The organism is Paenibacillus motobuensis, from assembly GCF_039521865.1.
Lineage (GTDB): Bacteria > Bacillota > Bacilli > Paenibacillales > Paenibacillaceae > Fontibacillus > Fontibacillus motobuensis.
Genome location: NZ_BAAACX010000009.1, coordinates 52,949 through 76,326, shown reverse-complemented (window position 1 = coordinate 76,326; position 23,378 = coordinate 52,949). Strand labels below are relative to the sequence as shown.

Sequence of the window (23,378 nt, the reverse complement as noted above, 5' to 3'; positions counted from 1 at the left end):
CTTACACCTCCAGTTCCTGCTTTTCTTCGTTCAGCCCTTCACCATCCTCTAAACGAGCGAGGAACAAGGCAGTTTGAACAATCCGCGATTTCTCACCTGGGACATCTTCATCATCCGTTTCGAAATCTTGCATAGTGTCGATCCAGGCTTTTAAGAAATCAACGGCAGCTTCAAGACTTATAAAGCGACCAGCAAGCGCCTTGTCCAACGCTTCGACGATCGTCTTGATCTCTGTGGCCACGTCCTTACTATCCCGAGGATCGATCGTTTCCCAGATCAGCTCCGTCTCATAGGTGGAAAAGGAGATGTTCTCTGACTGCGAGATCATGGCCAGAACCATCCGGCACATGAGTTGCCAACTGTCAGTAAAGGCCATTCGCTTACGTTCAATCTTCTGAATAAAGACTGGCATTTGCTCCTGGGTCGATGCCAACGAGGAAGGCGTATGAACCCCGAAGACAAATTCAGGCGTTTCCGAAGCGCTAATGATGCAATAAAAGACGAATTCCAGTAGTGCGGTAGCGTCGCCTGTAGCAGATTTGGCCTCAATAAAATCTGCATCCTCATCCGGTTGAAAAATCAGCATTTCATGCCCATTCAGGTTAATTGTTCCGCCATCCTTTGCAAACTTGGCCGGATCATCAACACCGAAATTGTTGCGAAGAAAAGCCGCTACGTCTTTAAGCTTTAGCTTAAGGCGCGGCGTACTGTGCATCTTAGAACCTTGAATCGCATGAAGGAATACATCATGATACACCTTAAAAAATGGCTCGACTGCTTCCAAGTCGGACTTGCCGAAAGCCATGGTTTCATCCGCTTCATTTTTAAAATGGACAATTGGAATGAAGCCCCATGGATTGGGAATCTCTCCTGCTTCCAAATCAGGTGGCTTGTCCCCTTCGATTTCGATCAATCGGCGATCCTTGTTGATCCGCTGCTTGATAGTAGCCCGCCTCTTAGCTCCGGAATCATCAGTCCAGGTGCTAGTTGATTCGAGGATATATTCGACCGGCTCGCCCGTGATCGGATCCCGATTAATCCCCTTGACTTGTTCCGGTGGAATGATGTTATATACGATCCGCTTGCGCTCTTCCGGATAGAGAGGGTTGTTGTTGTTCTCTCGAGTCAACCAAACAAAGCAATCCGCTTCCCTGATCGCATTAAGATGTGTCCGTTGCATTCGGCTGCGGTTCTGCTTGAAGAACTCCTGCAGGCGCTCTTGGGCATCAGCATCTGAACTCTTAACGTCCGGCAAACCCATGAATCCGACTGTTGAATTGATGATCTTTTTCGCAAAGCCAGCTCCAAGCTTATAGTCTTCGGCTGTGTTGTCATATAGCTTCCGGGCAAACTCATAGTTAACCCGAGTTGTATTAAGCGTATATGTCCCGCCAATAGTACCACCGGTTAGGCTCCAGCCTAGGCCATTCATCAAGTTTACAATCCCGCCCCGCAACCTGGACATCTCGCCGCTGATCTTTCCCCATATTTTAGCCATATATTCTACCTCCTCTCAACAAAGCTGCACCAATAGGATCAATATCCGATCCAAACAGAATCGTATTTACAAAGTAGCGATCGGCGTCCATTTGGTGGTCATTTTGCTTCACCGGCTTGTCCTCGCCGCGGGCAGCTGCTTTCTCATCCCACACATAACTTGAAAACTCTCGGAACGTCTCCACGCAGCAGTCATTGTATTTAATCAGGCCCTGACCAAGCGCCGAAGCAACATTTCGAATACCATCAACGACAGCATTATCAGCTTCCGTAACAGAGAACTTGCCCCGCTTTCGGATCGTCGTGATGAAGCTCGCTGCAGAAGGGTCAATGATAACTGAATCGATCCTAAGATCACCCACAAATTCCTCAAGATCATTGCAATATTGCTCGTCGGTCTTCTGGATCGCCGTCTTCCGGCCGTCATAGTGGTATTCTTTAACCTTGTACCAAACACCATCTTCACCGCGTCCCCACAGACCGAATGTCGTCGGGTTCTTCGTTCCGTAGTCACAGGACACATAATAGCGGGTATAGTATCGATCTTCAGTCGGAACGACGTGCTTCTCCTTGTCGAACATGTCGTAAATGACGCCCTCGGCCATAACCCACAATCCGAGGATATAACGCTTATAGAACACACCTGAGAACATCAGCCGGAAGCGTTCCTTAACCTTTTCCGACAACGACAAATTGTCCTCCATTGTAAAATGCAGGACCAGAATGCGTTTTTCCTTTGCCTTGTCTATAAACTCCACCTTGAACCAGTGATACGGTCCACCAGGATTACAGTTAAAAAACAGCTTCGCTCCGTGGCCATCTGTCTCAGCAGAACAACGACCAATAGCCTGATCAACAAATGACTTTGGAAACAAGGCTACTTCATCCAGGTAGGCGCCCGCTGCCGTCAAGCCTTGCAATGTGTCCTGGCTGGCTTCATTACTGGCCCCGAACAGGTAATAGGTGTTCGACCCAATAATGACATGGGGATTTTCGGATCGGTGGTAGTGGTACTCAATTCCCTTAGCTGTAAGGATCTGAAACATTGGTTCGAGAACGTTACGTTTAAGAGCTCCCATTGATCTCCCAGCAATAATAAAGTTCTGGTTGCGGTGCTTAGACAATGACCATGTGATGAATGAATCAATACAAGCGATGGTCTTGCCTGATCGGATTGCTCCCTCAGCTATGATCATGTCATAGTCTTTGTAGCGACTGTTATCTGTCCACCACATCAGCAGCTTCTTTTGTTTCAGACTGAAGGGCTTGAATTTGAATGAAGTAATCTTACGCCTCTTCATCTTCGTTCACCTCATCAGCAAACACATCCGCAGCTTGAGCATTTAACGCCTGTTCATAGCTTTGAACCTGCTCATGCGGATCTCGATCATCGTCACCGCGCATTCCCTTAATCTCTAATTCTAGTTTTTCAATACGAAGGGCCTTCTCTTGATCTAACAACCTATCCTTTAATAGAATGGCCTTAATCTTCTTGTCTTGTACTCGGGTCAACGCTTCTTCCAACTTGATTATGTCATCGATCGGACGAAACTCTGTTTCCTCAATCTCAGACTCGACCATTTCAGTACGAGTAACTGGTATCGTCTTAGTAATTCCTGACTTCTCATCATGGACCGTCATTACATCTTTTATGCCCTTCAGTTCACTAAGGACGCGCCGCTGCTTCTCAGTCAACCCATTCATGAGCTTGCCGATCCGCTGCAGCATACGGCGCTCCCGAATCGTCAGTAATTTAATAGCTTCATCTGCCTGCTGGATCGGATCGGTATCAACCTGGTCAATCAGCTCCTGCTCATCCTCTTCAAGGGCATCCATCCAGATTGTTTCATATTCACCGGTTGTGACTGCCTTTTTGTTGCCTTTCGGCCCACCGGGGCCACCCTTATTCCCCTTCGCATTTTGGTTACCAGGAGGAGCACCGCCACGATTGCCAACAGCGTTCTTGTTCCCCTTGGGAGCGCCACGACGTGGAGCGTTCCCTTTCGATTCAAGTGGAGCGCTCCCTTTCAATTCAGCATCCCAATTGTCCAATGACTTCCACTTTCGAATTTTACTATCACCAACAGATAGAGCGGCGGCAATGTCCTTTAGCTTCATCGTCCCGCCGCTCTCTATCCACATTTGCTTAGCCTTGTCCCGATCTGGACTGCGTTCTCTGGCCATTACATTACCACCACCCCCGAGTTTTCTCTAAATATTAAATTTACGGACTTCGGAAGAAGAAATATAAAAGTCATATAATAGTTTACACGCCTAATATTAGATATTATCTTATAGGTGAATCAAAGGGGGTGAACCATCTATGGACTTCAATATTTACGTCGAACAAATAAGCCCAGGCGATTGGAGAGTTTGTCAATCGCCTACGCTATATCCGCCCAGCGGGAAGATTTCAAAAACATCTTATCCTACTCAGGAAGCGGCGCTAGAAGCCAAGAAAGCTGGTAAGTTGGATTAGCACAATCCATCCTTTTGAAGCTCAATATCCAGCTCTATTAACTTTCTCAAATCATCAACAGTTTGAATCTCAATGCGGCCGTCCTGAAAGTCTTTTACCCAGCGAGCAATACCGGCCTTTACAATCTTCCGATATTGCTCCTTCGACTCCAAGATACCTTCCATCACCGCGAGCTCATGCTGCAGCAAGATGTCCTTTTCTTCAGGTGTTCCCATTGTTGTTCCCCTCGGCTTTCCGTTATGATGGAATACGAGATAGCGGATGTCAGCTAAATGCCGCGCGCGGCGGACCGCTATCTCAGCCGGGGGATACCCTGGTCGAAGGGGAGGACGTTACAGCGTCCTCCTTTTTCTATGCTTCGGTTTCAACACGGGAAAGAAGCACGGGCTCAATGCCCGTCACTGCTTGGTACCGTTTCTTAATGACGTCACAGAACTTCGGATCGAGCTCCATTGTTCTGCAGATACGCCCGAGCTGGTCACATGTCATAAGCGTGGATCCGCTACCACCGAACAAATCAACTACTGCGTCTTCACGCCGGCTACTGTTCCGGATAGGAATAGCCAGCAGTTCAAGCGGCTTCTGTGTCGGATGAACGTATTTGCTCACATCTCCCCGCGATACCTCCCAGACCGATGATGGCTCTGAGGATTCCCCGGGTAGACCAGAACGCCACACCGTAGACTGCTGGCGATCTCCATACCAAGCAGGTGCCTTGCCCTTCATGTGTGCATAAAAGACTGGCTCATGTTGCCAACGGTACTGCGACCAACCGAAGGAAGCTGAATTCTTAACCCAAATGCATTGGCTGCGGACGACAATACCGGCAGCGTTCATGGCATCCTCGAACTCTCGCTGATAGGAAGAAGGATGAAATACATAGATTGCTGCTGTCGACGCCATGATTTCGGAATATCTTTGAAAAACGGCATTCAAAAAGCCCGTAAATTCCTCTGCGGGCATGTCGTCGTTCAATATACTACTCCGGCCATCTGCAGCAAGACGCTCTGAATCACTCTCGACAGCCACATTGTATGGTGGATCCGTCACAACCAATTCGGCCTTTTCCCCTTCCATCAACCGGGCGATGTCTTCCGGATCCGTAGCATCACCACACATCAGCAAGTGAGGACCAAGTTGCCAAACATCGCCGCGTTGCGTCTCTGGCTCATCGATCTGCAATAATGCTTGCTGCACGTCGAAATCATCTTCGACAACCGGCGGATCAATATCCGGAATATCCGGCAGGCTGCTGATTAGGTCTGAGATCTCGTCCTGGTCGAAACCGGATAAAGAAAGATCTGCTCCATCCTCCTGCAACTCGTCCAACAACCTGGCTAGTGCTTCATTATCCCAATGGCCAGAAACCTTATTCAAAGCCAGATTAAGTAGTCGTTCCTGCTGATCATCCAGGTCGACGACCGAAACGACTAACTCTGATTGGCCAAGTTCATTCACCATGATCTTATATCGCTGATGACCTCCAACCATGTTGCCGGTTCGCTCGTTCCAAACAATGGGCTCAACGTAGCCGAAGGATAGAATGGAATGCTTCAGCTTCTCGTATTCCGGATCGCCAGGCTGCAGATCGACACGAGGGTTATAGGCAGCTGCGTTGATTTGATCGATACTGATAATTTGAATATTCATGCTGATTCCTCCAATAAAAAAAGCACCGTTAGGGTGCTTTAAATTAAATCGCTCCATTATTTCTCAAATTATTCATTGCTTGCGGATTATCCTCTTCTATGCTATAAAAATACACTTCGTCAACGTGGTTCTCTATATCCCATTTCACAATACTCCACTCATTCGTGGTTATCAGTATGACTTTTCTTGACTTTGTATGTGCAAGTTCTTCAAGAAATTCTTTATATCGCTTAGAATCATCCAACACTGTCTGAACAGGGAAGAAAACAGTAAAACAATTATCGTTCCCTTTGTGATTTTGTCTTGTTGTAGTGGCATAACTGTTAATAATAACAGTCATCCCCCTTAACTCATAAGTAGTCGTTGATGTAATCGAGGTCGGTAAAAGCTTCTTATTAAAAGCCCGGTTAACCAAATCAGGAAATCTTGACATAGATGACGTTCTGATGATTCCTTTGTCAAATGTCTTATTCAAACAAGATAAAACAACCCTTAATTTGGCGTCATTATCATAACCTTTTACCAATAGAATTCTTTTGGTGTCATCATTCAAAAATTTATTCACTGCTTCAATGGCCTTTTGCTCATCACTCACTTCACTCGCCTCCCTCTCGTCGATAACTTATACTTCGACAAAAGAGTATGCTTCCCTGCCTCCTACAATTTATTTCTGTAGCCTCCTTTGTGTTGAGTTGGTTTTGGTATATGCGCATGCAAAAACAGGGCCGTACAGCTAAGCTACGGCCCTCTCCTGACGTTTTCAGATGTTGTTGCTGTAATCGGACACCCAGAACATATGTGCATGAAATCGTCTCCTGAACCGCAATATTCGCAAAAGAAAAAGCACCCGAAGGTGCTGTAAATTACAATAAAGTTTATATTGCGAGATGTTCTACAATTTTTCTTGTAATAACGTTTCTTAGTACTTGGTGAATATCTTCTGGGATTACATCTTCGGTAAGAGGGTAACCGGCATTATCTTCTGAGATCCTAACTTCCTTAATATCATCAATCGTAATCGAGAGTATTACCCTGCCTACGTTTACCAAGTTCACAGTTACCTTCCATTCTAGTGGACTTAGTCCTACTAGCTCGCTATTCGAATGTATCCCGTACGGTTCCACCTTCAACTCTGATAGAACCTCCTGTAACGCTTTTGTGATCCTACTTTTCTCTTCTACGTATTCATCAACAGTACTTTTTAATTTTTCGCGCCAATCCATTTTCTACACCTCCCTCCTTATATCAAAATTCGACATTAGGAAGGATTTCCCTGCTTAATCCCAAACCATTCTCTCGTCTAACGCATCCTCATCTCCAGCAGCCATCAATATCCAGCATGTTTCGCAAAATGATGCTCCTAGGGTTGTCGGAATTTCAGGATCAGGCGCATTACATATTGTACATTTATCAGTAGTCGGTTTCTTGGTCTTGCCCGTCTTACAATTTGCCAACATCAGAGATCACTCCTAATAGCCTTATAAATACACTGCTGCTTACTACAAAACTGCTTCGTACCTGTCCATGAACCCCATATACAACCTTTACACTTCCTCGGTTGCTTCGGCTCCGATCGTGGCTGCTGCAGCTTATTACGTTTCCCGGCCATGTCTTCGCTCACCTCTATTCCTAGGTGCTGCTTCTGATCGGGCATATGTCACTTTGACCAACCATCGGAAGATTTTCATTCAATCACGCTCCTAAATAAAAAAGCCGCTCCCTGGAAGGACCGACTTCGAATTATATATGTAGTTCATTCGCACAAAGAGATCCGCTAGATCATTGCGTCCGTAACGGCCGCCGCAAAAACGCTTCGCTCTTTGCTATAAAAGCATCTGTACTTAGTAACTAGATACGTATGACAAGACCATTCTAACGAGCTGCTGAAAATGAAGTCAACAAGCTTTATTGTGATAAGCGTCCATTATGCTCACCTTTTCTGGTGAAACATGCGGCTAACTCACTATTTCGAATTAACTCGGATATAAGCAGCCAGTAAGTTGACCCATTACCTCTTGTTCATCCATGTCTATAGGACTCGACCACGCCACAGGCTGGGCTTCATTACTGCAGAATGGACAATTCAATTTCATGCCCTGCGCTCGTTCCTTGTCTACCAAGAATGATGCTCCACACCCTTCATAGTCAAGACACTCATGCTTCTCAAGTATTCGTTCTGACATGATTTCCCCTCCGATAACCAAGCACCTTCTAGGACGAAAAAAGCGAGAAGAGTTACGCCCCGGTAAAATGCCGCATTCATGCGGCCGTGCGTTTCATCCCGCCTTTTTCTATGCTCCTAATGTATCACGGAAAATCCGTCACGTGGTGCTCAACTTATGTTCAAGTTATGGTCAGATTGTAGTCAAAATATTCTTGTGATGATGAGTTATCGAACAACGTGACAAGGCATTATAGTAAATCAAAGACCATCTTTACCATATTTTATGATACAATAAACAATAACAACCTTGAAAGTAGGAGGAAATACTATGATTCATCATTTTAAAAAGGACATTATTGTAAGAATAATATCATTATTATTAGCTACGGTGGGAGCATACTTCATTTTAAATTCAGCTAATATGGGAGACGATAAGGTATTTGAATTTATTAAAAATGTTGGTGGTTCAGTGGACTCCGAGGATATAAAAGTTCATCTGGAGTCCTATATCATTAGCTATCGCTTATTTGGAGGAATATTATTTTCTATAGGTTTATTTCGATTATTGCAGAAGTAATTAATATAGTAACGAGATAGGGGCTGTCCAGAAAAACTACTGGCAGCCCCATTATTTTTTACTGTAATCGTCGTACTAGCTTGACAATCCGTTTAATAATAAACTACTTGGAAGCATACTCCAACTGGCTTGTAAGCTGATCCGTTTCCAACGTAATCATCAAAAAATAAATCCTTCTCCCATATCTCAAAACTATACACATCTAAAATTGGTCGAGCTGTAACCTCAGCAGAACTCTTTCCAGATGGAATAGATACTGTCTGTGAGTCTGAAACATTGAATGAACTTGTTACCGAAAAATTAACACCTGCTGATACTACTGCTGCACTTATATTAACAGAAGCACTAAAACTTGCACTGATGCCCTCCGAAACGGTCATTGTACCACCAGGAGCTGAATAAATAGATCTTCTAATTACATTAGACCCACACGCTTTTGTTGGGCCAGAAACTTTCTTGATGTAAAAATCATTTCCCGCTAGTGGAGAAATAGAAGATGTAGTTTCATAGGCTTGGTTATCATTAATGATCGTGTTAATTGGGAAAATTAATTCTATTTCTGCATCAGGTGAGGGAAGAGTGAATCCCTGAGATTCTGCATATTTTTCTGTATCTTTAATCGAAACAATTTTCTTAATTGGATTTCCATTTTCATCATATTCATATCTAATATCTCCATCGTATTCTGAACAACTAATAACATCATTTGTTTCTCCTAAGTGTGAAGACCCATAATCAGCAGAGACAGTTCCAATAGATGAAAAGATTAAGATAATGGCGGCAAAAAGCATAACTATTTTCTTCATTTTTAAAATTCCTCCTTTTTCCTTGTAATACCTGTATTATCCATTATATTGATATAATTGTAAAGTTAAAAAATGCTATCTTTTGATAATAATAGTATTGATCTTGTCGTAATCTAGGAAATAATCGTTCATTACATTTGTACGTCCCCTTTGTTATATGTGATCTATTAACTAATTAAAACTTGCATTATCATGTTCGAAAAATCCCATCAACTTAAGAGAATTGGCCATGCTCTTCGTGCCATCGTCAATCTTCCTCCGGATCGTGCTGTCAGATAGGCTGCGCCGGAAGAAAAGCAACGTCTCCTTATATGAGTACCCTTGAATGTAACGATATTCAACTGCCCGCTGTTCATCAGGGTCCTGAATAAGTCCCCACGCCCTAAAAAGTTGCTTGGTATAGAAACTGTATTGCTGATATACCCAGCGCTGTTTCTCAATCATAATCGTTGCGTTTGCTGTCTTATCGGCATGAAGATCTTCCTGATCGATGCGACGTGACACTTCTCCATCAATGGCCACCTGCCTCAGCTCCTGTTCATATCCTTCAAAGTCCTTCATCAAGGAAATCATACTTGTATATTTGCCGAGCAGGAATTTAGTGCGCTGGATCTCCTGCTCAGATGCCTTCGGGAAAAGTTCCCCCTGTTCCCATGCCATCGCCATTCCCCTCATTCCCCTTTGTATGCTATATTTGAATGAGAATGAAGGAAACATTTACCGATTGACCCCCGCGCCCGGCCAGGTTATGGGGGTTTATATTTTTTTGGAGGTAATCAAATGTATGACATTTCTTTTCCAACTTCAGAAGAAATGGAGCAATTAAGAACGTTGTCAACTTACTTCAGATTCCGCGATTCAGATTTAATTCGTCCAGAGTTTACAGCTTTAGATGAGGAGTTCACTGAAATTAGCACCTGGGCACGTATATTGGCCCAACGTCTAAAGGAACTGAATTTCAGTTACATAATGGCCTCGTTTTATTACCAGAAGAATATCCCAGATGAACCTTACTACGATAATTTAAGCAACAAGTATTTTCCTCATTTTAATGAACAACAACAATGGTCTAACAAAGCAGGATTTGAATACTACTCCGAAGTTTTACTTTTTAAAGCTTTCTCTGCCTTGGACACTATCGCTCACATAGTCTCTATAAATTACGGAATAAAAATGAGAAAAGTATCTTTTAACAAAAACTTGATAAAAAAACTACAGGAAATAGATCCCCTCAGATCTAACAGACTAAATACTATTATTGAATCAGACAGATTTATTGAGTTTAAAAAACTTAGAAATGATTCGACACATAATATTTCACCTGGGCAGATAGATTCAGGTATAACTAAGTATCCAAACGGTTTGGTAGTCTCTTCAATTGGAAATTACACACCCGCTTCAAAAAGATACCTAACAATGACTTCACTTAAGGATACTGTCTTTGAAATTGTGGAAATTATTAAGCTAAACTAGAATACTCCCAATTCCAGAGTCCTTGCATGCCTTTCGCTTCGATCGGCTCCGGCAGCTGTTGAACATCGGATAGCTCCCAGGCGTAGCGACCATCTGTGTAATCCCCAAAAATTAATTCTTTATTTTCTTTTAGGTATCCGAACCACCCCTGAACTCTCCCGTTTGAGTAATGTAATTTAACGGGTGGTATTTCCACGTCCGAATCTGTAAGTCTTTCAATTTGACAGCACTCAGTTAGATTGGCTACGGCAACCACCGCCCCTATCGGCAGGTTGTCCGCCGTGTAGCCGTATTTGGCAAGTACGCTTCGGAATGGCTCCTGCTCGCATATTCCCCGGTCAATCTTTTTGCCAGCATGTATTGCTAGTGATCCGCGGTAATTAGTCCGCCAGCTGCGTGTTTCAAACTTTTTCTCCCCTAACGCGATCAATGTTGCCCAGGGTTGAATGATGGTAATGGCTTTCATGGCTTACCTCCTAAGTTCAATCCATACCGAGCTTGTGACCTAGAGAACTCATCCGTAGAAATGTCTAAAATGTTCTGAAGGGCTGCCTTCATTCTGGAAACGTCATTTCTTCCGTAACCCTCAGATTTTTTTAAACCCTCCTGTTCAATTACTTTGATTGTTCGAGGACTATCACTCTTGGTGATATAACCTTTCTTCTCCAATACCTCAAGCAACTGAAACGCTGTCGAAGCGGATTGATAATGCATATGATCGGCGATCTCTCGGACCGTAGGTGGATAACCATTTTTAGATACAAAAGACTTTATGAATTGCAGAACCTCGGCTTGGCGGCGGGTCAACGGTTTATGATGATTGTTCATAGTCAATGATCTCCTTCGAAGAACTATTTCTTCCGTCTCTTTCTTTCACCAATTTTTAGATATATGTCCGCCATAATTATGCCGGTCTTTGTGAGCTCAGCATCATTATGGAGCAAGCCCTTTTTATTCAAAACCGAAAGCTGGCTTTGCTTGATCATGATTAAATTGTCTAAGCTAATATTACGTCTGTTCTGATCTGCAAAGAGAATTACATGACCCTTCGGAATTGGACCATGCTTTTCTTCCCAGATCACCTTGTGCTTATGTCGCCATCTTTTGTTCCAAAGGCCTTCATCCGAAACTTTGATGAGCGTATATCCATCCCGATCGATGCGCTCACTACCCACGGGTTTGTAATTCAGCGCCTGCTGCCCCTTCTTAAATGAAGTCCGGTTGCCTCCAACATTGTATAGTCCCTTTGTTCCTTTGTTGGGAGGATCCTGCCCTTCAGAACCTCTCAATCCGCTCGACAATCCTCGATTGTGCTTCCATGCTTTCATTTGCTTGGTCGAGATCTGCAGATTAAACTCTTTATTGACAAGTTCAGCAAGTTCTTGGTTCAAGCGACCATCAACATTTCTTTGGATAAATTCTTTTTGTTCTTGAGTGAACAAACCCTCATCACCAGTTATCCGTTTCCTTGGGACGTCACTTCTTATTTTGTTATTAGCCTTGAAGTTTTTAATTTGACTTTCAGAGATTTCAGTTTCAAACCTATAATTAAACAAATCAACAATTTCAGAGTTATACCTACCTTGTGCTATCTCACGAATATACTGTTTCTGTTCATTCGTCCAGCGATGCATTAGCTGCCACCTTCAAGCATTTTAGGAATCTTAGTGTCCGCGTTCATTCTATCATCCGCAAGCCTTCTTGCCTCCAACACAAGAGAGCCATTGGCAATAATTTGTGAGGCAACGTTTGTCACTGCCTTCGCTCTGTTGATTTCATCAGCCAGTTTTTCTCCATTCAGATCCTCATCGCTTAACCTCTCAAGCTGAGCGAACAGGTGATTATTCAAGTCTCCTAAAGTGTTTTTCATCCTTCATCCCCCACAAGATCATATGTTCGGTTAAAGGGCCGCAAAGGGCCCTTCGATTTTTACTGTCCTACCGTTTACGCTGCTCCATTGTCCTTCATCATCTGCTTGACCTTATCCTTATACTTGCGGTACTTGGTATTAAGTTGACTGCTCGGAATACCTAGTTCCTTAGACAACCCTAACCATGTGGAGCCATCTCGACGTTTCTTAAGTAAGTCTGCGAAATCAAGATCAAATTCCGGGAAGGTTGGGCGCTGCTGGAGAATGAACTCCTCGAGTTGTTCCTTGCTGATCTCAACCTCTTCACCAGCTGCTTGATCATCCTCTGAGATGACATCGTTCTGATCAGATCCCTGCTCATCAGAAGATTTGTCTTCTTCGAAAGTCATTTCCCCTGGTTCGTCATACTTGTCCATTGCGTTAAGTACCTCTTGTTCATAATCATCCAGCTCGCCTTCTGCAGGAGGACCTCCATCCTGTTCTCCGGATTGTTCACCAACTTGATCATTATCCGCTTCTGCATCAGTTTCATGTACAGACCCATCTTCGGCGAATAATTCAGTTTGATTATCGTCCTTTTCCTCAGCTGGCTGCTGAACAGAAGTAACCACTCCTGAAGCATCTGCAGTAACATGGCGACCACCGGTATAAGTCTTATACATATCTTCTTCGTCTTCATCAAAATCCCAAGCGACCTGTGGATCACCTAAGAAAACATTAATCTTCTCACCTTGGTTAGTACTAAGAAACATAAAATTCTCTTGAACTACTTTTAACGGAAGTGTCAGCTTAATTTCAACGTCCGAATCACCAACTTTGATGCCTTTGCCCATTGTTGCTGTGAATTTTGCGAAATTCTTTACCATACCCAATCACTTTCCCCTCATGATTTTTTATGATAATTCCTTAATTTTGACTTCAATGCGTGGTCTTGCACTATATCGCTTCCGAGCGAACACCTCAACGACCTGACTGTCATCTCTCCAGATGATTCCTTTCAGTGCGTCCTTGACACCTTTTAGATAATTGTCGACGTCCGGCTTAGTTGTCGGCTGAATTTGTCCTGCCTCAGCCATTACCGCCCGCTTTTTACTGAAGCTCTTTGGTGTTGACCTGTAAACCGTTAGCACCATCCCGACCGGTCCCTCCAGCGGTACTTTTGGAGCGTACTCCGTTGCAGCCAAACGGACGTAATCTTTATAGTCCCGAGACTTAGCAGGATCATAAGCTTTTGGGAACCCACCTGCCGTACTAAACTTTGGCCGCCCTTGGGCAACCGGCTCGCCGTATACGGTAAATTGAATTACCATAAGGTAATCCCTCCTTCTTTGCATCACCTGGTAAAACAAAAACTTCACCGATTGGCTGACCATCATCGTCGTAAATGATATCCCATGGAATGTCCTGATAATACGGATCGACTAATGCATTATCTCGCAATTCGATTGCCCCCGATCGTGAGGGTAAGTTCGAATTCTTCCATGCCCTCTTTAATCTCTGCCGGCGGTACCGTTGGAAATTTGTCTACCAACTCTGGCAAGTCTGGCCAGCGCCCCGATCGCATATAAGTGTGCCGCATATACTCGTACACGCTCCACTTGCTCCAAGGAGTACTCATTACGCACCTCTCCTGATGACTCTTTTCTTGAGACCACCTTTACTAACCAATATCATCTCTGACGGCGTATCCTGTACAACTAACCAATTTTCAGGTACAAGCTTCCAGGCTTTCATTTCTTCTTTTTGCTTACGTGTTGGCCTTGTTGGCCGTGTTTGCTTCCCCATATCCTTCCTCCCTTACGCCCAACGGCGTTTATTAATGTCCGTTACCTTGTGCTGCGGCGGTGGCTGCGGTCCCGGATCCGTATGAACCCGATCGTAATTGACGAATTTATTAAATTGCTTCAGGAAGACTAGTTCGACCGTTCCTACTGGGCCGTTCCGCTGCTTGGCGATGATAATCTCGATAATGTTTTTCTTCTCAACGTCCTGGTTGTAGTAATCATCACGGTACAAGAAGGCAACGATATCGGCGTCCTGTTCGATGGAACCCGATTCCCTAAGGTCGGACATCATTGGACGCTTGTCCTGACGCTGTTCGACTCCACGACTGAGCTGTGATAATGCGATAACCGGCACTTCCAGTTCACGGGCAATTAACTTCAGTGTACGGGAGATCTCTGAAACCTCCTGCTGTCGGTTCTCACCCCCGCGTCCTTTGCCTAATCCGGCAATCAGCTGCAGGTAGTCGATGACAATTAGTCCGAGACCTTCCTCTTTCTTAAGACGCCGGCATTTTGCCCTTATTTCATGGACCGTGATACCTGGCGTGTCGTCAATCAAAATATTTGTTCCGCCTAACACTCCAGCTGCATCGGCCATCTTTGTCCAATCTTCAGCGCCCATATCGCCCATCCTAAGATTGCTTGCATCGATGTGGCCTTCGGCGCTGACCATCCTGGTAACTAACTGCTCAGCGGACATTTCCAAACTAAAAATTGCAACCGACTCTGAAATTCGTGCGGCGACGTTCTGGGCGATGTTCAGTGCGAATGCTGTCTTCCCCACGGAAGGACGAGCAGCGACGATAATCAGATCGTTCTTCTGCAGACCACCAAGGATTGCATCGAGGTCAGTATAACCAGTCTCAATCCCAGTGACCTTCCCAGTTTTGAAGACTTCGGACTTCTTCTCAGTCGACTCGATAACTTCGATCAAGACATCGTTAATCCGCTTGAAATCTTTCTTCGGTGCCGTACGATCAGCCAGGGTCGTCGCTACATGTTGAGCCGATGTCACAAGACTTTGAAGATTTTCCCCGGCAACGGCAGCCTGAATACCTGCCCAGTTAGACTGGATATAATCCCGGACCACGAACTTGGACTGCACCTCAGCAACGTATGATTCAATGTTTTTGGTTTCAGGCACTGAGTGAGCCAGTTTAGAAAGGTAAGTCACATTGCCTATACTCTCCAGCTCGCCGTGGTCTTGCAGGCAGGAGGTTAATGTCACCAGATCAATCGGTTGCCCTTCGTCAGACAAGTCCCGCATGCGCCGAAATATTACCCGATGTGGTTCGTGAAAAAAAGCCTCCGGCGACAGTGCCTCCGCCTGTTCATATACTGCAGGCTCGATCAGAATCGAACCGAGAACAGCGCACTCAGATGCCAACGAATGCGGCATGGGCAAAGCAAATTCAGCAGCGGCCAAGTTTTGCATGAATGGCCTCCTTCCAGCCTGGTGGCGGCGGACAAGCTTGCTCCCGTGCTCGCTTGCGATTAGCGAAATATTCATCCGTTGCAGCCTTCATCCGGTCGCGCTCAATTTGCTCCCCTAGGCTCCCGCGAATCTCCGCGATGTTCGGCGGATACTTACTCGTCCGGATGTGCTCTTCAACATTCCGAACAGCAATATCAAAAGGGAAATCATGAAGGTATTTCAGGTGTCGATCGACGCTCGTCTCACTAGCATCAAAGTTCGGGTAATTTTCAACCAGTATCATCAAGAGTTTGGCAATCTCGCCCTTACGCATGCTTGTTATCCTCCTCTTGCATAATCCGTCTCAAGTTGTCGATTTGTTCTTGTTTCTTACTACGATAGCCCTGTTGTGGAGATGGTCCAAGGGCGACCGGGCGGTTCGGCCACGCGCCATCGGTTATGGAGTCGTCCACCTGCATTTTTGCCCACTCGTCAAGGCAGCGAGGGATGCAGAAGGCCATGCTATTGATTTTGTCCCAAGAGTGCTTAGGTTTATATTCAGCGAAGGATTTATCAATACTCCGCTTCACGACCTCCAGTGGAATGCCGGTAGCAACGAGTTGTTTGATTTTCTCGAAATCCCCTGTCGAAACATTAAAACCTGAACCTCTCTTCTGACAAAAGTAAATCTCAACCTCATGAGCAAGTTTTAAAATGGTTTCTGGGTCAACAACAGCAACAGCATTATTTATCTCTGTAATATCTTTATTAGATCGGCAGTTTTCTGCCGCGAGATCGGAACTTTCCTGCCTATCTCTATCGTTCAGATCGGCAGAATATTGCCTATCATCCTGACCAGAGTGGTAGTTTTCTTCCGATCTGATTTTAAATTTCTTGGAGTTTCGAACCGTAAAGATAAGTCCATATGGCGCTCTGGTGACTCGTATGTATTGATGATCTTCGAGCGTTTTTATCCATGATCGAATCGTCCGATTTGAAACTCCAAATTCTTCTTCCAAATCACTAACTTTGATAGGCTTATTCCCAAGGACGATGCCCCAGACAATACCGTCCTTTTCGACTTCCTTCGTCGTGGAGCTGATGCACCAAAGGAACAGCCAAATTGCTGATCCTATCTTTTTGTAATGTCTATGTTCCAGCAGTCCGGAGTACATCGGAAAAGGGTAACTGCCTTCGGGCATATGCTCATCCCCCTACTTACATCAATCTCGAACGATCTTAACGAAAGTCCCTTTTACACCCTTATGAGTGGCAGCTGACTGCAATCCTTCTGTGAGTGATTCAATAACCGCCCCTAGTATCGGCCCATAGCCAGTAGGCTTGAGATCATATCCGATCAAAGAACCAAGTGTATATGCAACGCTCATAACAAAATGGGCATGTTGTTCAAAACCCGCCTCCTTTGCTTCATCATTTTTCTCGGTAAGAAATTTAACGATTTCTGTTGTTTGTGCTAATTTTTCTTCCTGTGTCATCGTACTCATATCACACGCTCCTTCATAATCTTTTCTTTCCACGCCTTGTCACCCAAACACCGGCTAGGAATAACCTCAAAGTGCCGACGTCCCTGAACAAATGAAACAAATTTCCTTGAACTGCGTTCGTAGTACATGCCATTTAAAGGAGAGCTTCGCACTGGTTGTTTGAAAGATTTCTCTGCAGGTTGTTCCAGATCAAACAAATCTAGTTGAACAACACTCTCATCCATGCTCATGCCCCCCTATCGTCTCTAAGAAATACAATCGGATACTTAACCTTTACAACCGTCCATCCAGGATACCTTAGGGCGAAGTATGCCCTAGTCTCCCGTTTAAACTTCTCCTCATCAGTCCGCATTAGTTTCCAAATTTGCTTGCCCATCATGCTGCGCAAGAGTGGCTTGTCATCCTGAATCATCGGTCAGCCACCCGGACCAGTTTACCGGTTGTCTCCATAATCTCTCGCTTAAATCTATCAGCATCGCTATTACCGTCTGATAGATGCAACAGCCAAATCTCTTGCACCTTGCTGATGTCATTAGCTCTCAAGAAGCCTTTTACATGCTCTAGTCCGAAATGAGAGCGTAGCAGCCGTTTCTTTTGTCCTGGATGCAGTTCCCCTGAGGTCACCCGCTGATTAACAATATCAATTGAATAATTGCACTCAACCATGATGTGTGTCAGTCCTGCGAATCGGTATCTGCAATAGTAGGTGTCAGTCAGAAATACAAGCTTATCTCCTGCTGTGTTAGCCAGAACGAACCCTAGCGGTTCCGCAGCATCATGTTCGATCTCGAACGGCTTAATTGTCCATGTGCCGATCTCAAATTGACTGTGTGCCTTAATAGGCTTCAAACGGTGTCCTGAGAGACCCAGGGCGTCTGCCGTCCCCTGACTTGTATATATAGGAATGCCTGCTTTCATTACATCTTTAGCCGCCTTGCTATGATCACCATGCTCATGACTGATGAGACATCCGGAAATGCCTGACATTTTGAAATTAAGAGCCTGCTGTAACGACTTAAAAGGAAATCCTGCCTCCAACAGTAGGGACGTTTGCCCATCGGTAATCCGATAGGCATTTCCCGCGCTGCTGGAACCAAGACATTGAATATCTATCACCAGTCTTCCGGCCCCCCTCCGTCTATTGGAGGGATATCGTCTGAATCTATTTCAAAATCCATTTCGCGTTGTTCAGTAGTCGTACGAGTAGAGGATTCATCCTTATCGGAGTCACCTTCATTTCCTCCTGAAGGCGTGATATCAATAATATCCCTATTCGCGTTAGCACTAATCTCATGTTCAATCTCTGCTTCGGCAAAATCACTCTCCATCTGTTTCAAGCGTCGATAATCATCATCGATTTTTTGACTATCGATCGTAATATCACTATGGGCCGCACGGTAGACGGTTTTCCAACACATCTTCTCGTACCAACCTTCAACCGTCTCCGTTCCGACTTTTTTCCCATTCTCCCACTTGTCCTTCTGGCCGCCCCAGAACTCCGTACTCGCATGGTCGGGCTTCCTTTTTTCGATCTCCTTAATCGTCATCATGACCAGCTTGTTCTTCTCCGGATACTTTAAAAATGAGTGGAAATAAAATCCGCCCACAATTTTCCCACGGTCAAAAGGATTCCTGATCTCGAACTCATACCCTTCATGAGGATGATTAGCATCTTTCTTGATAGGAACGAAATAATCAGAGGAATAGACAAGTTCTACGGTCACATGATCTGGAACCTCCAAGCCGTATTTAACAGCCTTCAATTCCAACCCCCGGTACCCTTCTATAAATCCGATGTCGTACTTACTTGTGTTGTTATTTTTGAAGGGGACTAGATTGATGTGATTTGGCTGAGAAGGGTCAAATCCAATTCTGGCGTAGGCCACCACATCCCGCGCCAACTTGTCCATATTCACATTTGCCCAAGTAACTGGCAAAGAATCGCGGTATTTCTCCGACTTCTTGAGCCGCTTTTCCTCGGTTGTCTTAAGCACCGAGTCCAGGGCAATGAAATAGTTTTGCGCAAGGCGCTTCTGAAAATCTGTCAGCGCAACTTCGCCCACATTGGAACCAAACTCGGAAATAACTTTCGCCATGAACCGCTCTGACTGAGTAGGTTCCTGCTTTGCTACGGCAGCCTGTTTTTGTGCTGTCAATTAAATCGCCTCCTGCATGCTGCTATTTTTCGTCTCCACCCGAAGCTTCTTGTCGGACTCAGACACGATTAGCCGAATCACTTGGGCGTCCGTATCGATCAACTGCGTCACCGCCTCGGCATTGTCAATGAAGATCGGGGCTGAAAAGCCGTAATGCTCGCTTAAGGTGTTGATAATATCCAACCCTACATTAATCCGAGCGGCATTGTTCAGCCCACCATCATAAGGAACACCATTGTAGAGCGTGTCACAGACCTCTTTTACTCCGCCATTAAGCTGATCCTCAAAGAGTCGGAATCGGGCATACTTGAATTTGGAATTGATCTTCGAATCCAACAAAGCCACTTTAGACCGAGTGAACTCTTCCGTAAGAAAAAGCTCTTCTTGCAGTCGTTCATACTCTGCTGCAAGCTCCCGCTCCTGTTGTTCAAGTTCCGCTATCCGTTCTTCAGTCTTTCGAACCTGGGCAAATTTCGCCTTTTCTACTTCTAAGGTATCGAGGTGTGCCTGTAGTTCCCTAATTTCTTGCTGGACACGTGAAACCTCATATTTTAGCGAATCATTGAGTTGAGCAAGCTCGCTACGAACAGCATCCTTCTCCTCCAGTAATCGTTGGTATTCGGGATCTGACTTTGGATCCTGTAATCCAGACCTAAGTGCTGATAGCTCTGCTTCAGCATTTACTAGACGTTCCTGTAAATTTGTAGATTGGCTGCTGATCCGCTCAATCTCATCCATCAAACGGGCGTTATCATGTTCAAAATGACGTACCTCGTCCTTGGCCGCCTTGCCTTCGGCACTAATTTGCTCCAACCGATGGGCTTTCCCGAGATTAAAGGAAGACATCGCTTTGACATGAGCTTCCTGAATCTGTTCAGTAGGTAGGGCCTGGCCGCATGCAGGGCAATTTTCGTCATGATGATGTTCAAATTCTTGAGCATTGACTTCGTTCCATTTGGCCTTTAAACGCTCAGCTTCTTGATTACGCGATTCGATAGTACGTTCGTTCTGTCTGATACGATGCTGATTGTCATCAATCTTCCGACGAATAGAATCAAATTCGGATTGCAGCCGGTTAACCTCATCGCGTTTAATCGCAACCTTGTCCAAAACGTTCGACTGCAGTCGGCTTTGAATAGTAAGCAATTCACTTTCTATCTCACGTATCCGCATCTCTTTAACAGAAGACTCACTACCGTTCTGGATCCGGATCAACTCTTCATTTTTGGTCTTGATCCGGGAACGAAGATCATCGATATCCTCCAGGAGAAGCTCTTCGTCCAGCCCTGAAATGTCTGGCTGACTCCGCTGTGCTTCACTTATCCGGATCGGCAATTCGCCGATCTCTTTATTAATGTCCTTGCATTTAGCGGCGACGGTTCTACGATGATTCTCTACGTCCCTATCACCGAGAATAGCCGGCAGCCGGCTGAGTTTCGGATTAGAATGAATGACCTCAGCATCAGTAATATCGCCACAGATCTCAAGTAGCACCTTTCGGCGCTCCTCCTTTTTAAGCTGTTCATTGAAAAATCCCGGACTAGTTAAGAGTCGGAATAAATCCTCTTTAATGAGAGAATCAACCTCAGAATCGTACTCCGATTTTTTAGCAGGAACACCGTCAATGTAATAATCCGTCGTGTGACCTTCGAACGAATCGGTAGCAGAACCACGTTTCTTTGTCCATTTCTCGGAATAAATTCGGCGGAACGTCCGGCGCCGTCCATTGACCAGAAGGTCCGCCTCCACTTCGTGCTCCAATTTATGCCGTAAAACATTTCCAAAAGAATCCAGTTCTTTGATTTCAAACAATTGCTCTGAACGATTGGCACTGTCCTTGCCGAACAGGAGCCACGTAAATGCGTCAAATATGGTCGTTTTACCTGTACCATTGTCACCGAACGCATCTACGTTCCCGCCGTTGGTAGAAAGGATAAATTCACGAAACCCTTTAAAATTACGGAGCGTCAAACGCTCTAAGATGATTTTTTTCATGCTGCACCCCCTTGGAGCAGACTAGCGACAGCCTGCAGCGCCTTGAACTCGTCGCGCAATCTAACGAGTCTGGTGACATTATTTTTCAAGTGCAGCTCTGCATTATCGAGATTTTGTCGCTCATATTCAGTATGCTGACGCATTTGGGCAGCGCGAATCTCAGCGTTTTTCCCATCGATCACATTACCGAGTAGCAAGTCATCCTCTTTTTGCTGCAGAAACTCCTTAGCTAGTACCACCTGTCTATCTGCTTCAAGAACTGTGTATTCCACAGATGCGATCTGCCCAGGCAACTCCAACAACCGATTAACAATCTCTTGCTTTGTCATGCAATGTCCTCCTCTATAGATTGATTGATTTCATGATTTAAGATAACTTGCTGTTCCGGAGTTTCTGGATATCGAATACCATCCAGATAGGTCCGAAGAGCATATTCGATCTCCGCCAGCTGCTCGTTTGCGGCATAGATTTGAATTGAACCGAAACTTCCCTTTAATGTGACCATCGGCGGAAGAAATGGCGTTTCTGGCTCGATAGTGGTTTCAACATTCTGATCGCTCAGATCAACTGAGTAGGTCGAGTAAGCCTTGTTCATTCCAGCCCCTCCCTCTTGTATGATGCGCCCCCATCTGCTACGATAGGGGCAAGAAAATTAATTAAGTACCAGACATGACCCGTTGCAGCGGGTCATTTTTCGTTTTCACAGTCCTCGCATTTACGAGGATAGCCAGTCTCATCGCCGTCTATATAGCTGCCGCAAGTCTCACACAGCAGCCCGTCCAAGATCATTTCCGTAATCTCGCCCATTTGCCACCTCCGCCGGTCCGTCTTCGACAATCACTTTCCAGTCCAGAATCACTGGACAATTTTCAATACTAGCAATAAGTTCATTATTCTCGTCTAGCACATGGAACTCAGAAAAGACCCCATTATCGTGCTCATACCCTACCTGCTTGATTTCGATCACTTCTCGGCCACCAAGCTCGGTCCCAACCTCGAAGATCCGGGTCGGATTGCTAACCACTGTTAGACACTGAATCACATTAACTCCCATTGAATATCCTCCTTTCTAGATATTGATGCGTCAGCCGCATCTCTCGACGCCGAACGGAGAAAAGGTTATAAAAACCGTCCGACGCCGGGAGACAGGGCCGAAGCCTGTCTATTTTTGAATCCCTGCTGCAGCTGCCATCTCTCGAATCGCTGCCTTGCTGACCAACTTACCCTTGAAATCAATTAGATCCTCTGTATCGCCGGTGAGAACGCAACCTGGTACATACTTGCGAAGAATGATCTGTTCTCCATAAGTGAAGATCTCAAGTGGATCCTTCTCACCGATCCCCAACGTGCGGCGTAACTCCTTTGGAATTACAACCCGTCCAAGCTCGTCCACATTTCTAACAATTCCAGTTGATTTCATATTCATAGTTAATTACTCCTTTTAATAGTTATTAAACCGAATGCGTAGCGCCTCGAAGGCTACTCCCTTGTGATGAAAGTCCAGGTAATCCATATCCGATAGATTCACTTTGTTAGATTCGCTATATAGGTGCAGTGCCAGAGCCATCATGAACTTCTCCGACTGTGACCAGCCTTTCGTTGCTACCCGAAGCCTTTGAATATGAAGAATCCCTTTCTTCGGGTTCATGTATTGTGTTGTTAGGAGCGGCTCTAACCGCGGTGTATTTTGAAAAATATAGAGTAAGGCTTTCCAACGACGGTCCATCAGGCAATTTCCCCCTTGCCCTTCTGGCTATCGTCACGTAAAATAAACACAACGAGATTCTTTAGATGAGTTCTCAAACGCGACTGCCCTGGCCGGCGGTCGTTTTTCATTTGCACTTCTGCTTCCGCGAATTTGATCATAGTGTTCAGATAAGTGATACCGTCCACTAATTTCTTGGAAGATACCATCCGCTCCGGTTCCCGCGTAATCATCTGCAAGTTATGTTCAGCTGCTTGTCCAGCTGCCAGCGCTTCCGCTGCTAAAACCTCTCTGTTCAAATCC

General features: G+C 45.1%; 34 protein-coding genes. 2 read left to right on the top strand and 32 right to left on the bottom strand.

The genetic code is table 11. The annotated features are described in order from the left end of the window. Window position 1: 1 nt before the first annotated feature. The 8 genes from ABD014_RS10945 to ABD014_RS10910 all read right to left on the bottom strand — a co-directional run bounded on the left by ABD014_RS10945 (window position 2) and on the right by ABD014_RS10910 (window position 7,809). A complete protein-coding gene (locus ABD014_RS10945; protein ID WP_343860875.1) occupies window positions 2-1,498 on the bottom strand; it encodes a phage portal protein in 1,497 nt (498 codons plus the stop codon). Beyond that, window positions 1,491-2,798: a PBSX family phage terminase large subunit gene (locus ABD014_RS10940; protein WP_343860873.1), complete on the bottom strand. Its 1,308-nt coding sequence runs from the start codon at window positions 2,796-2,798 to the stop codon at window positions 1,491-1,493. Before ABD014_RS10940 ends, ABD014_RS10945 begins: the two co-directional genes overlap by 8 nt. Beyond that, window positions 2,785-3,681 (bottom strand): phage terminase small subunit, encoded by an 897-nt coding sequence (gene terS / locus ABD014_RS10935; protein WP_343860871.1) that lies wholly within the window; start codon window positions 3,679-3,681, stop codon window positions 2,785-2,787. Before terS ends, ABD014_RS10940 begins: the two co-directional genes overlap by 14 nt. A gap of 291 nt (window positions 3,682-3,972) precedes the next feature. Next, window positions 3,973-4,191, bottom strand: a complete 219-nt coding sequence (locus ABD014_RS10930; protein ID WP_343860869.1) for an acylphosphatase — start codon at window positions 4,189-4,191, stop codon at window positions 3,973-3,975. Window positions 4,192-4,327: 136 nt separating this feature from the next. After that, a complete protein-coding gene (locus tag ABD014_RS10925; RefSeq protein ID WP_343860867.1) occupies window positions 4,328-5,626 on the bottom strand; it encodes a site-specific DNA-methyltransferase in 1,299 nt (432 codons plus the stop codon). A gap of 43 nt (window positions 5,627-5,669) precedes the next feature. Next, entirely contained in the window at window positions 5,670-6,221 is a 552-nt protein-coding gene (locus ABD014_RS10920; RefSeq protein WP_343860865.1) for a hypothetical protein, read from the bottom strand. Window positions 6,222-6,501: 280 nt separating this feature from the next. Next, window positions 6,502-6,849 (bottom strand): hypothetical protein, encoded by a 348-nt coding sequence (locus tag ABD014_RS10915; RefSeq protein WP_343860863.1) that lies wholly within the window; start codon window positions 6,847-6,849, stop codon window positions 6,502-6,504. Between the two features lie 750 nt (window positions 6,850-7,599). After that, window positions 7,600-7,809, bottom strand: a complete 210-nt coding sequence (locus ABD014_RS10910) for a hypothetical protein (RefSeq protein ID WP_343860861.1) — start codon at window positions 7,807-7,809, stop codon at window positions 7,600-7,602. 309 nt (window positions 7,810-8,118) lie between these two features. Between ABD014_RS10910 and ABD014_RS10905 the strand changes: the two genes are divergently transcribed. Then, complete coding sequence (locus tag ABD014_RS10905; protein ID WP_343860859.1) at window positions 8,119-8,367, top strand: hypothetical protein; 249 nt, start codon at window positions 8,119-8,121, stop codon at window positions 8,365-8,367. A gap of 92 nt (window positions 8,368-8,459) precedes the next feature. Here ABD014_RS10905 and ABD014_RS10900 read toward each other — a convergent pair whose 3' ends face one another. Continuing rightward, window positions 8,460-9,173 (bottom strand): restriction endonuclease, encoded by a 714-nt coding sequence (locus ABD014_RS10900; RefSeq protein WP_343860857.1) that lies wholly within the window; start codon window positions 9,171-9,173, stop codon window positions 8,460-8,462. Window positions 9,174-9,344: 171 nt separating this feature from the next. Beyond that, entirely contained in the window at window positions 9,345-9,839 is a 495-nt protein-coding gene (locus tag ABD014_RS10895; RefSeq protein ID WP_343860855.1) for a hypothetical protein, read from the bottom strand. Between the two features lie 114 nt (window positions 9,840-9,953). Between ABD014_RS10895 and ABD014_RS10890 the strand changes: the two genes are divergently transcribed. Beyond that, complete coding sequence (locus ABD014_RS10890; RefSeq protein ID WP_343860853.1) at window positions 9,954-10,646, top strand: Cthe_2314 family HEPN domain-containing protein; 693 nt, start codon at window positions 9,954-9,956, stop codon at window positions 10,644-10,646. On the opposite strand, the gene ABD014_RS10885 is transcribed toward ABD014_RS10890, so the two are convergent. From ABD014_RS10885 to ABD014_RS10780, 22 genes are all read right to left on the bottom strand, one after another. Beyond that, window positions 10,633-11,112: an ASCH domain-containing protein gene (locus ABD014_RS10885; RefSeq protein WP_343860851.1), complete on the bottom strand. Its 480-nt coding sequence runs from the start codon at window positions 11,110-11,112 to the stop codon at window positions 10,633-10,635. The genes ABD014_RS10890 and ABD014_RS10885 overlap by 14 nt on opposite strands. Further along, on the bottom strand, window positions 11,109-11,474 hold the full coding sequence (locus ABD014_RS10880; RefSeq protein WP_343860849.1) for a LexA family protein: 366 nt from the start codon (window positions 11,472-11,474) through the stop codon (window positions 11,109-11,111). Before ABD014_RS10880 ends, ABD014_RS10885 begins: the two co-directional genes overlap by 4 nt. 23 nt (window positions 11,475-11,497) lie before the next feature. Then, a complete protein-coding gene (locus tag ABD014_RS10875) occupies window positions 11,498-12,280 on the bottom strand; it encodes an HNH endonuclease signature motif containing protein (RefSeq protein ID WP_343860847.1) in 783 nt (260 codons plus the stop codon). Beyond that, the gene (locus ABD014_RS10870; RefSeq protein ID WP_343860845.1) at window positions 12,280-12,516 is read right to left on the bottom strand and encodes a hypothetical protein; all 237 of its coding nucleotides are present in this window, start codon (window positions 12,514-12,516) and stop codon (window positions 12,280-12,282) included. Before ABD014_RS10870 ends, ABD014_RS10875 begins: the two co-directional genes overlap by 1 nt. A gap of 74 nt (window positions 12,517-12,590) precedes the next feature. After that, window positions 12,591-13,382 carry a hypothetical protein gene (locus tag ABD014_RS10865; RefSeq protein ID WP_343860843.1) on the bottom strand — a complete coding sequence of 264 codons (792 nt, stop codon included), beginning with the start codon at window positions 13,380-13,382 and terminating at the stop codon, window positions 12,591-12,593. Window positions 13,383-13,409: 27 nt separating this feature from the next. Further along, entirely contained in the window at window positions 13,410-13,826 is a 417-nt protein-coding gene (locus ABD014_RS10860; protein WP_343860841.1) for a RusA family crossover junction endodeoxyribonuclease, read from the bottom strand. Between the two features lie 119 nt (window positions 13,827-13,945). Then, window positions 13,946-14,134, bottom strand: coding sequence for a hypothetical protein (locus ABD014_RS10855; protein WP_343860839.1), 189 nt, complete (start codon window positions 14,132-14,134; stop codon window positions 13,946-13,948). Next, on the bottom strand, window positions 14,134-14,301 hold the full coding sequence (locus tag ABD014_RS10850) for a DUF6906 family protein (RefSeq protein WP_343860837.1): 168 nt from the start codon (window positions 14,299-14,301) through the stop codon (window positions 14,134-14,136). Before ABD014_RS10850 ends, ABD014_RS10855 begins: the two co-directional genes overlap by 1 nt. 12 nt (window positions 14,302-14,313) lie before the next feature. Continuing rightward, complete coding sequence (gene dnaB / locus ABD014_RS10845) at window positions 14,314-15,735, bottom strand: replicative DNA helicase (RefSeq protein WP_343860835.1); 1,422 nt, start codon at window positions 15,733-15,735, stop codon at window positions 14,314-14,316. After that, on the bottom strand, window positions 15,713-16,048 hold the full coding sequence (locus ABD014_RS10840) for a replicative helicase loader/inhibitor (protein WP_343860831.1): 336 nt from the start codon (window positions 16,046-16,048) through the stop codon (window positions 15,713-15,715). Before ABD014_RS10840 ends, dnaB begins: the two co-directional genes overlap by 23 nt. After that, the gene (locus ABD014_RS10835) at window positions 16,041-16,916 is read right to left on the bottom strand and encodes an HTH domain-containing protein (RefSeq protein ID WP_343860829.1); all 876 of its coding nucleotides are present in this window, start codon (window positions 16,914-16,916) and stop codon (window positions 16,041-16,043) included. The genes ABD014_RS10840 and ABD014_RS10835 overlap by 8 nt, the downstream gene beginning before the upstream one ends. Before the next feature lie 21 nt (window positions 16,917-16,937). After that, complete coding sequence (locus tag ABD014_RS10830) at window positions 16,938-17,219, bottom strand: hypothetical protein (protein WP_343860827.1); 282 nt, start codon at window positions 17,217-17,219, stop codon at window positions 16,938-16,940. Further along, the gene (locus ABD014_RS10825; RefSeq protein WP_343860825.1) at window positions 17,216-17,443 is read right to left on the bottom strand and encodes a hypothetical protein; all 228 of its coding nucleotides are present in this window, start codon (window positions 17,441-17,443) and stop codon (window positions 17,216-17,218) included. Before ABD014_RS10825 ends, ABD014_RS10830 begins: the two co-directional genes overlap by 4 nt. Before the next feature lie 184 nt (window positions 17,444-17,627). Beyond that, window positions 17,628-18,335, bottom strand: a complete 708-nt coding sequence (locus ABD014_RS10820) for an MBL fold metallo-hydrolase (protein WP_343860822.1) — start codon at window positions 18,333-18,335, stop codon at window positions 17,628-17,630. Next, a complete protein-coding gene (locus ABD014_RS10815; protein WP_343860820.1) occupies window positions 18,332-19,375 on the bottom strand; it encodes a recombinational DNA repair protein (RecE pathway) in 1,044 nt (347 codons plus the stop codon). The genes ABD014_RS10820 and ABD014_RS10815 overlap by 4 nt, the downstream gene beginning before the upstream one ends. Further along, window positions 19,376-21,370 (bottom strand): AAA family ATPase, encoded by a 1,995-nt coding sequence (locus tag ABD014_RS10810; RefSeq protein ID WP_343860818.1) that lies wholly within the window; start codon window positions 21,368-21,370, stop codon window positions 19,376-19,378. Then, window positions 21,367-21,699, bottom strand: a complete 333-nt coding sequence (locus ABD014_RS10805) for a hypothetical protein (protein WP_343860816.1) — start codon at window positions 21,697-21,699, stop codon at window positions 21,367-21,369. Before ABD014_RS10805 ends, ABD014_RS10810 begins: the two co-directional genes overlap by 4 nt. After that, window positions 21,696-21,965, bottom strand: a complete 270-nt coding sequence (locus ABD014_RS10800) for a hypothetical protein (protein WP_343860814.1) — start codon at window positions 21,963-21,965, stop codon at window positions 21,696-21,698. The genes ABD014_RS10805 and ABD014_RS10800 overlap by 4 nt, the downstream gene beginning before the upstream one ends. Before the next feature lie 168 nt (window positions 21,966-22,133). Next, window positions 22,134-22,424 carry a hypothetical protein gene (locus ABD014_RS10795; protein ID WP_343860812.1) on the bottom strand — a complete coding sequence of 97 codons (291 nt, stop codon included), beginning with the start codon at window positions 22,422-22,424 and terminating at the stop codon, window positions 22,134-22,136. A gap of 108 nt (window positions 22,425-22,532) precedes the next feature. Then, window positions 22,533-22,790: an AbrB/MazE/SpoVT family DNA-binding domain-containing protein gene (locus tag ABD014_RS10790; RefSeq protein ID WP_343862072.1), complete on the bottom strand. Its 258-nt coding sequence runs from the start codon at window positions 22,788-22,790 to the stop codon at window positions 22,533-22,535. Between the two features lie 21 nt (window positions 22,791-22,811). Next, window positions 22,812-23,096, bottom strand: a complete 285-nt coding sequence (locus ABD014_RS10785) for a hypothetical protein (protein ID WP_343860810.1) — start codon at window positions 23,094-23,096, stop codon at window positions 22,812-22,814. Further along, a complete protein-coding gene (locus tag ABD014_RS10780; protein WP_343860808.1) occupies window positions 23,096-23,374 on the bottom strand; it encodes a hypothetical protein in 279 nt (92 codons plus the stop codon). Before ABD014_RS10780 ends, ABD014_RS10785 begins: the two co-directional genes overlap by 1 nt. Window positions 23,375-23,378: the final 4 nt, after the last annotated feature.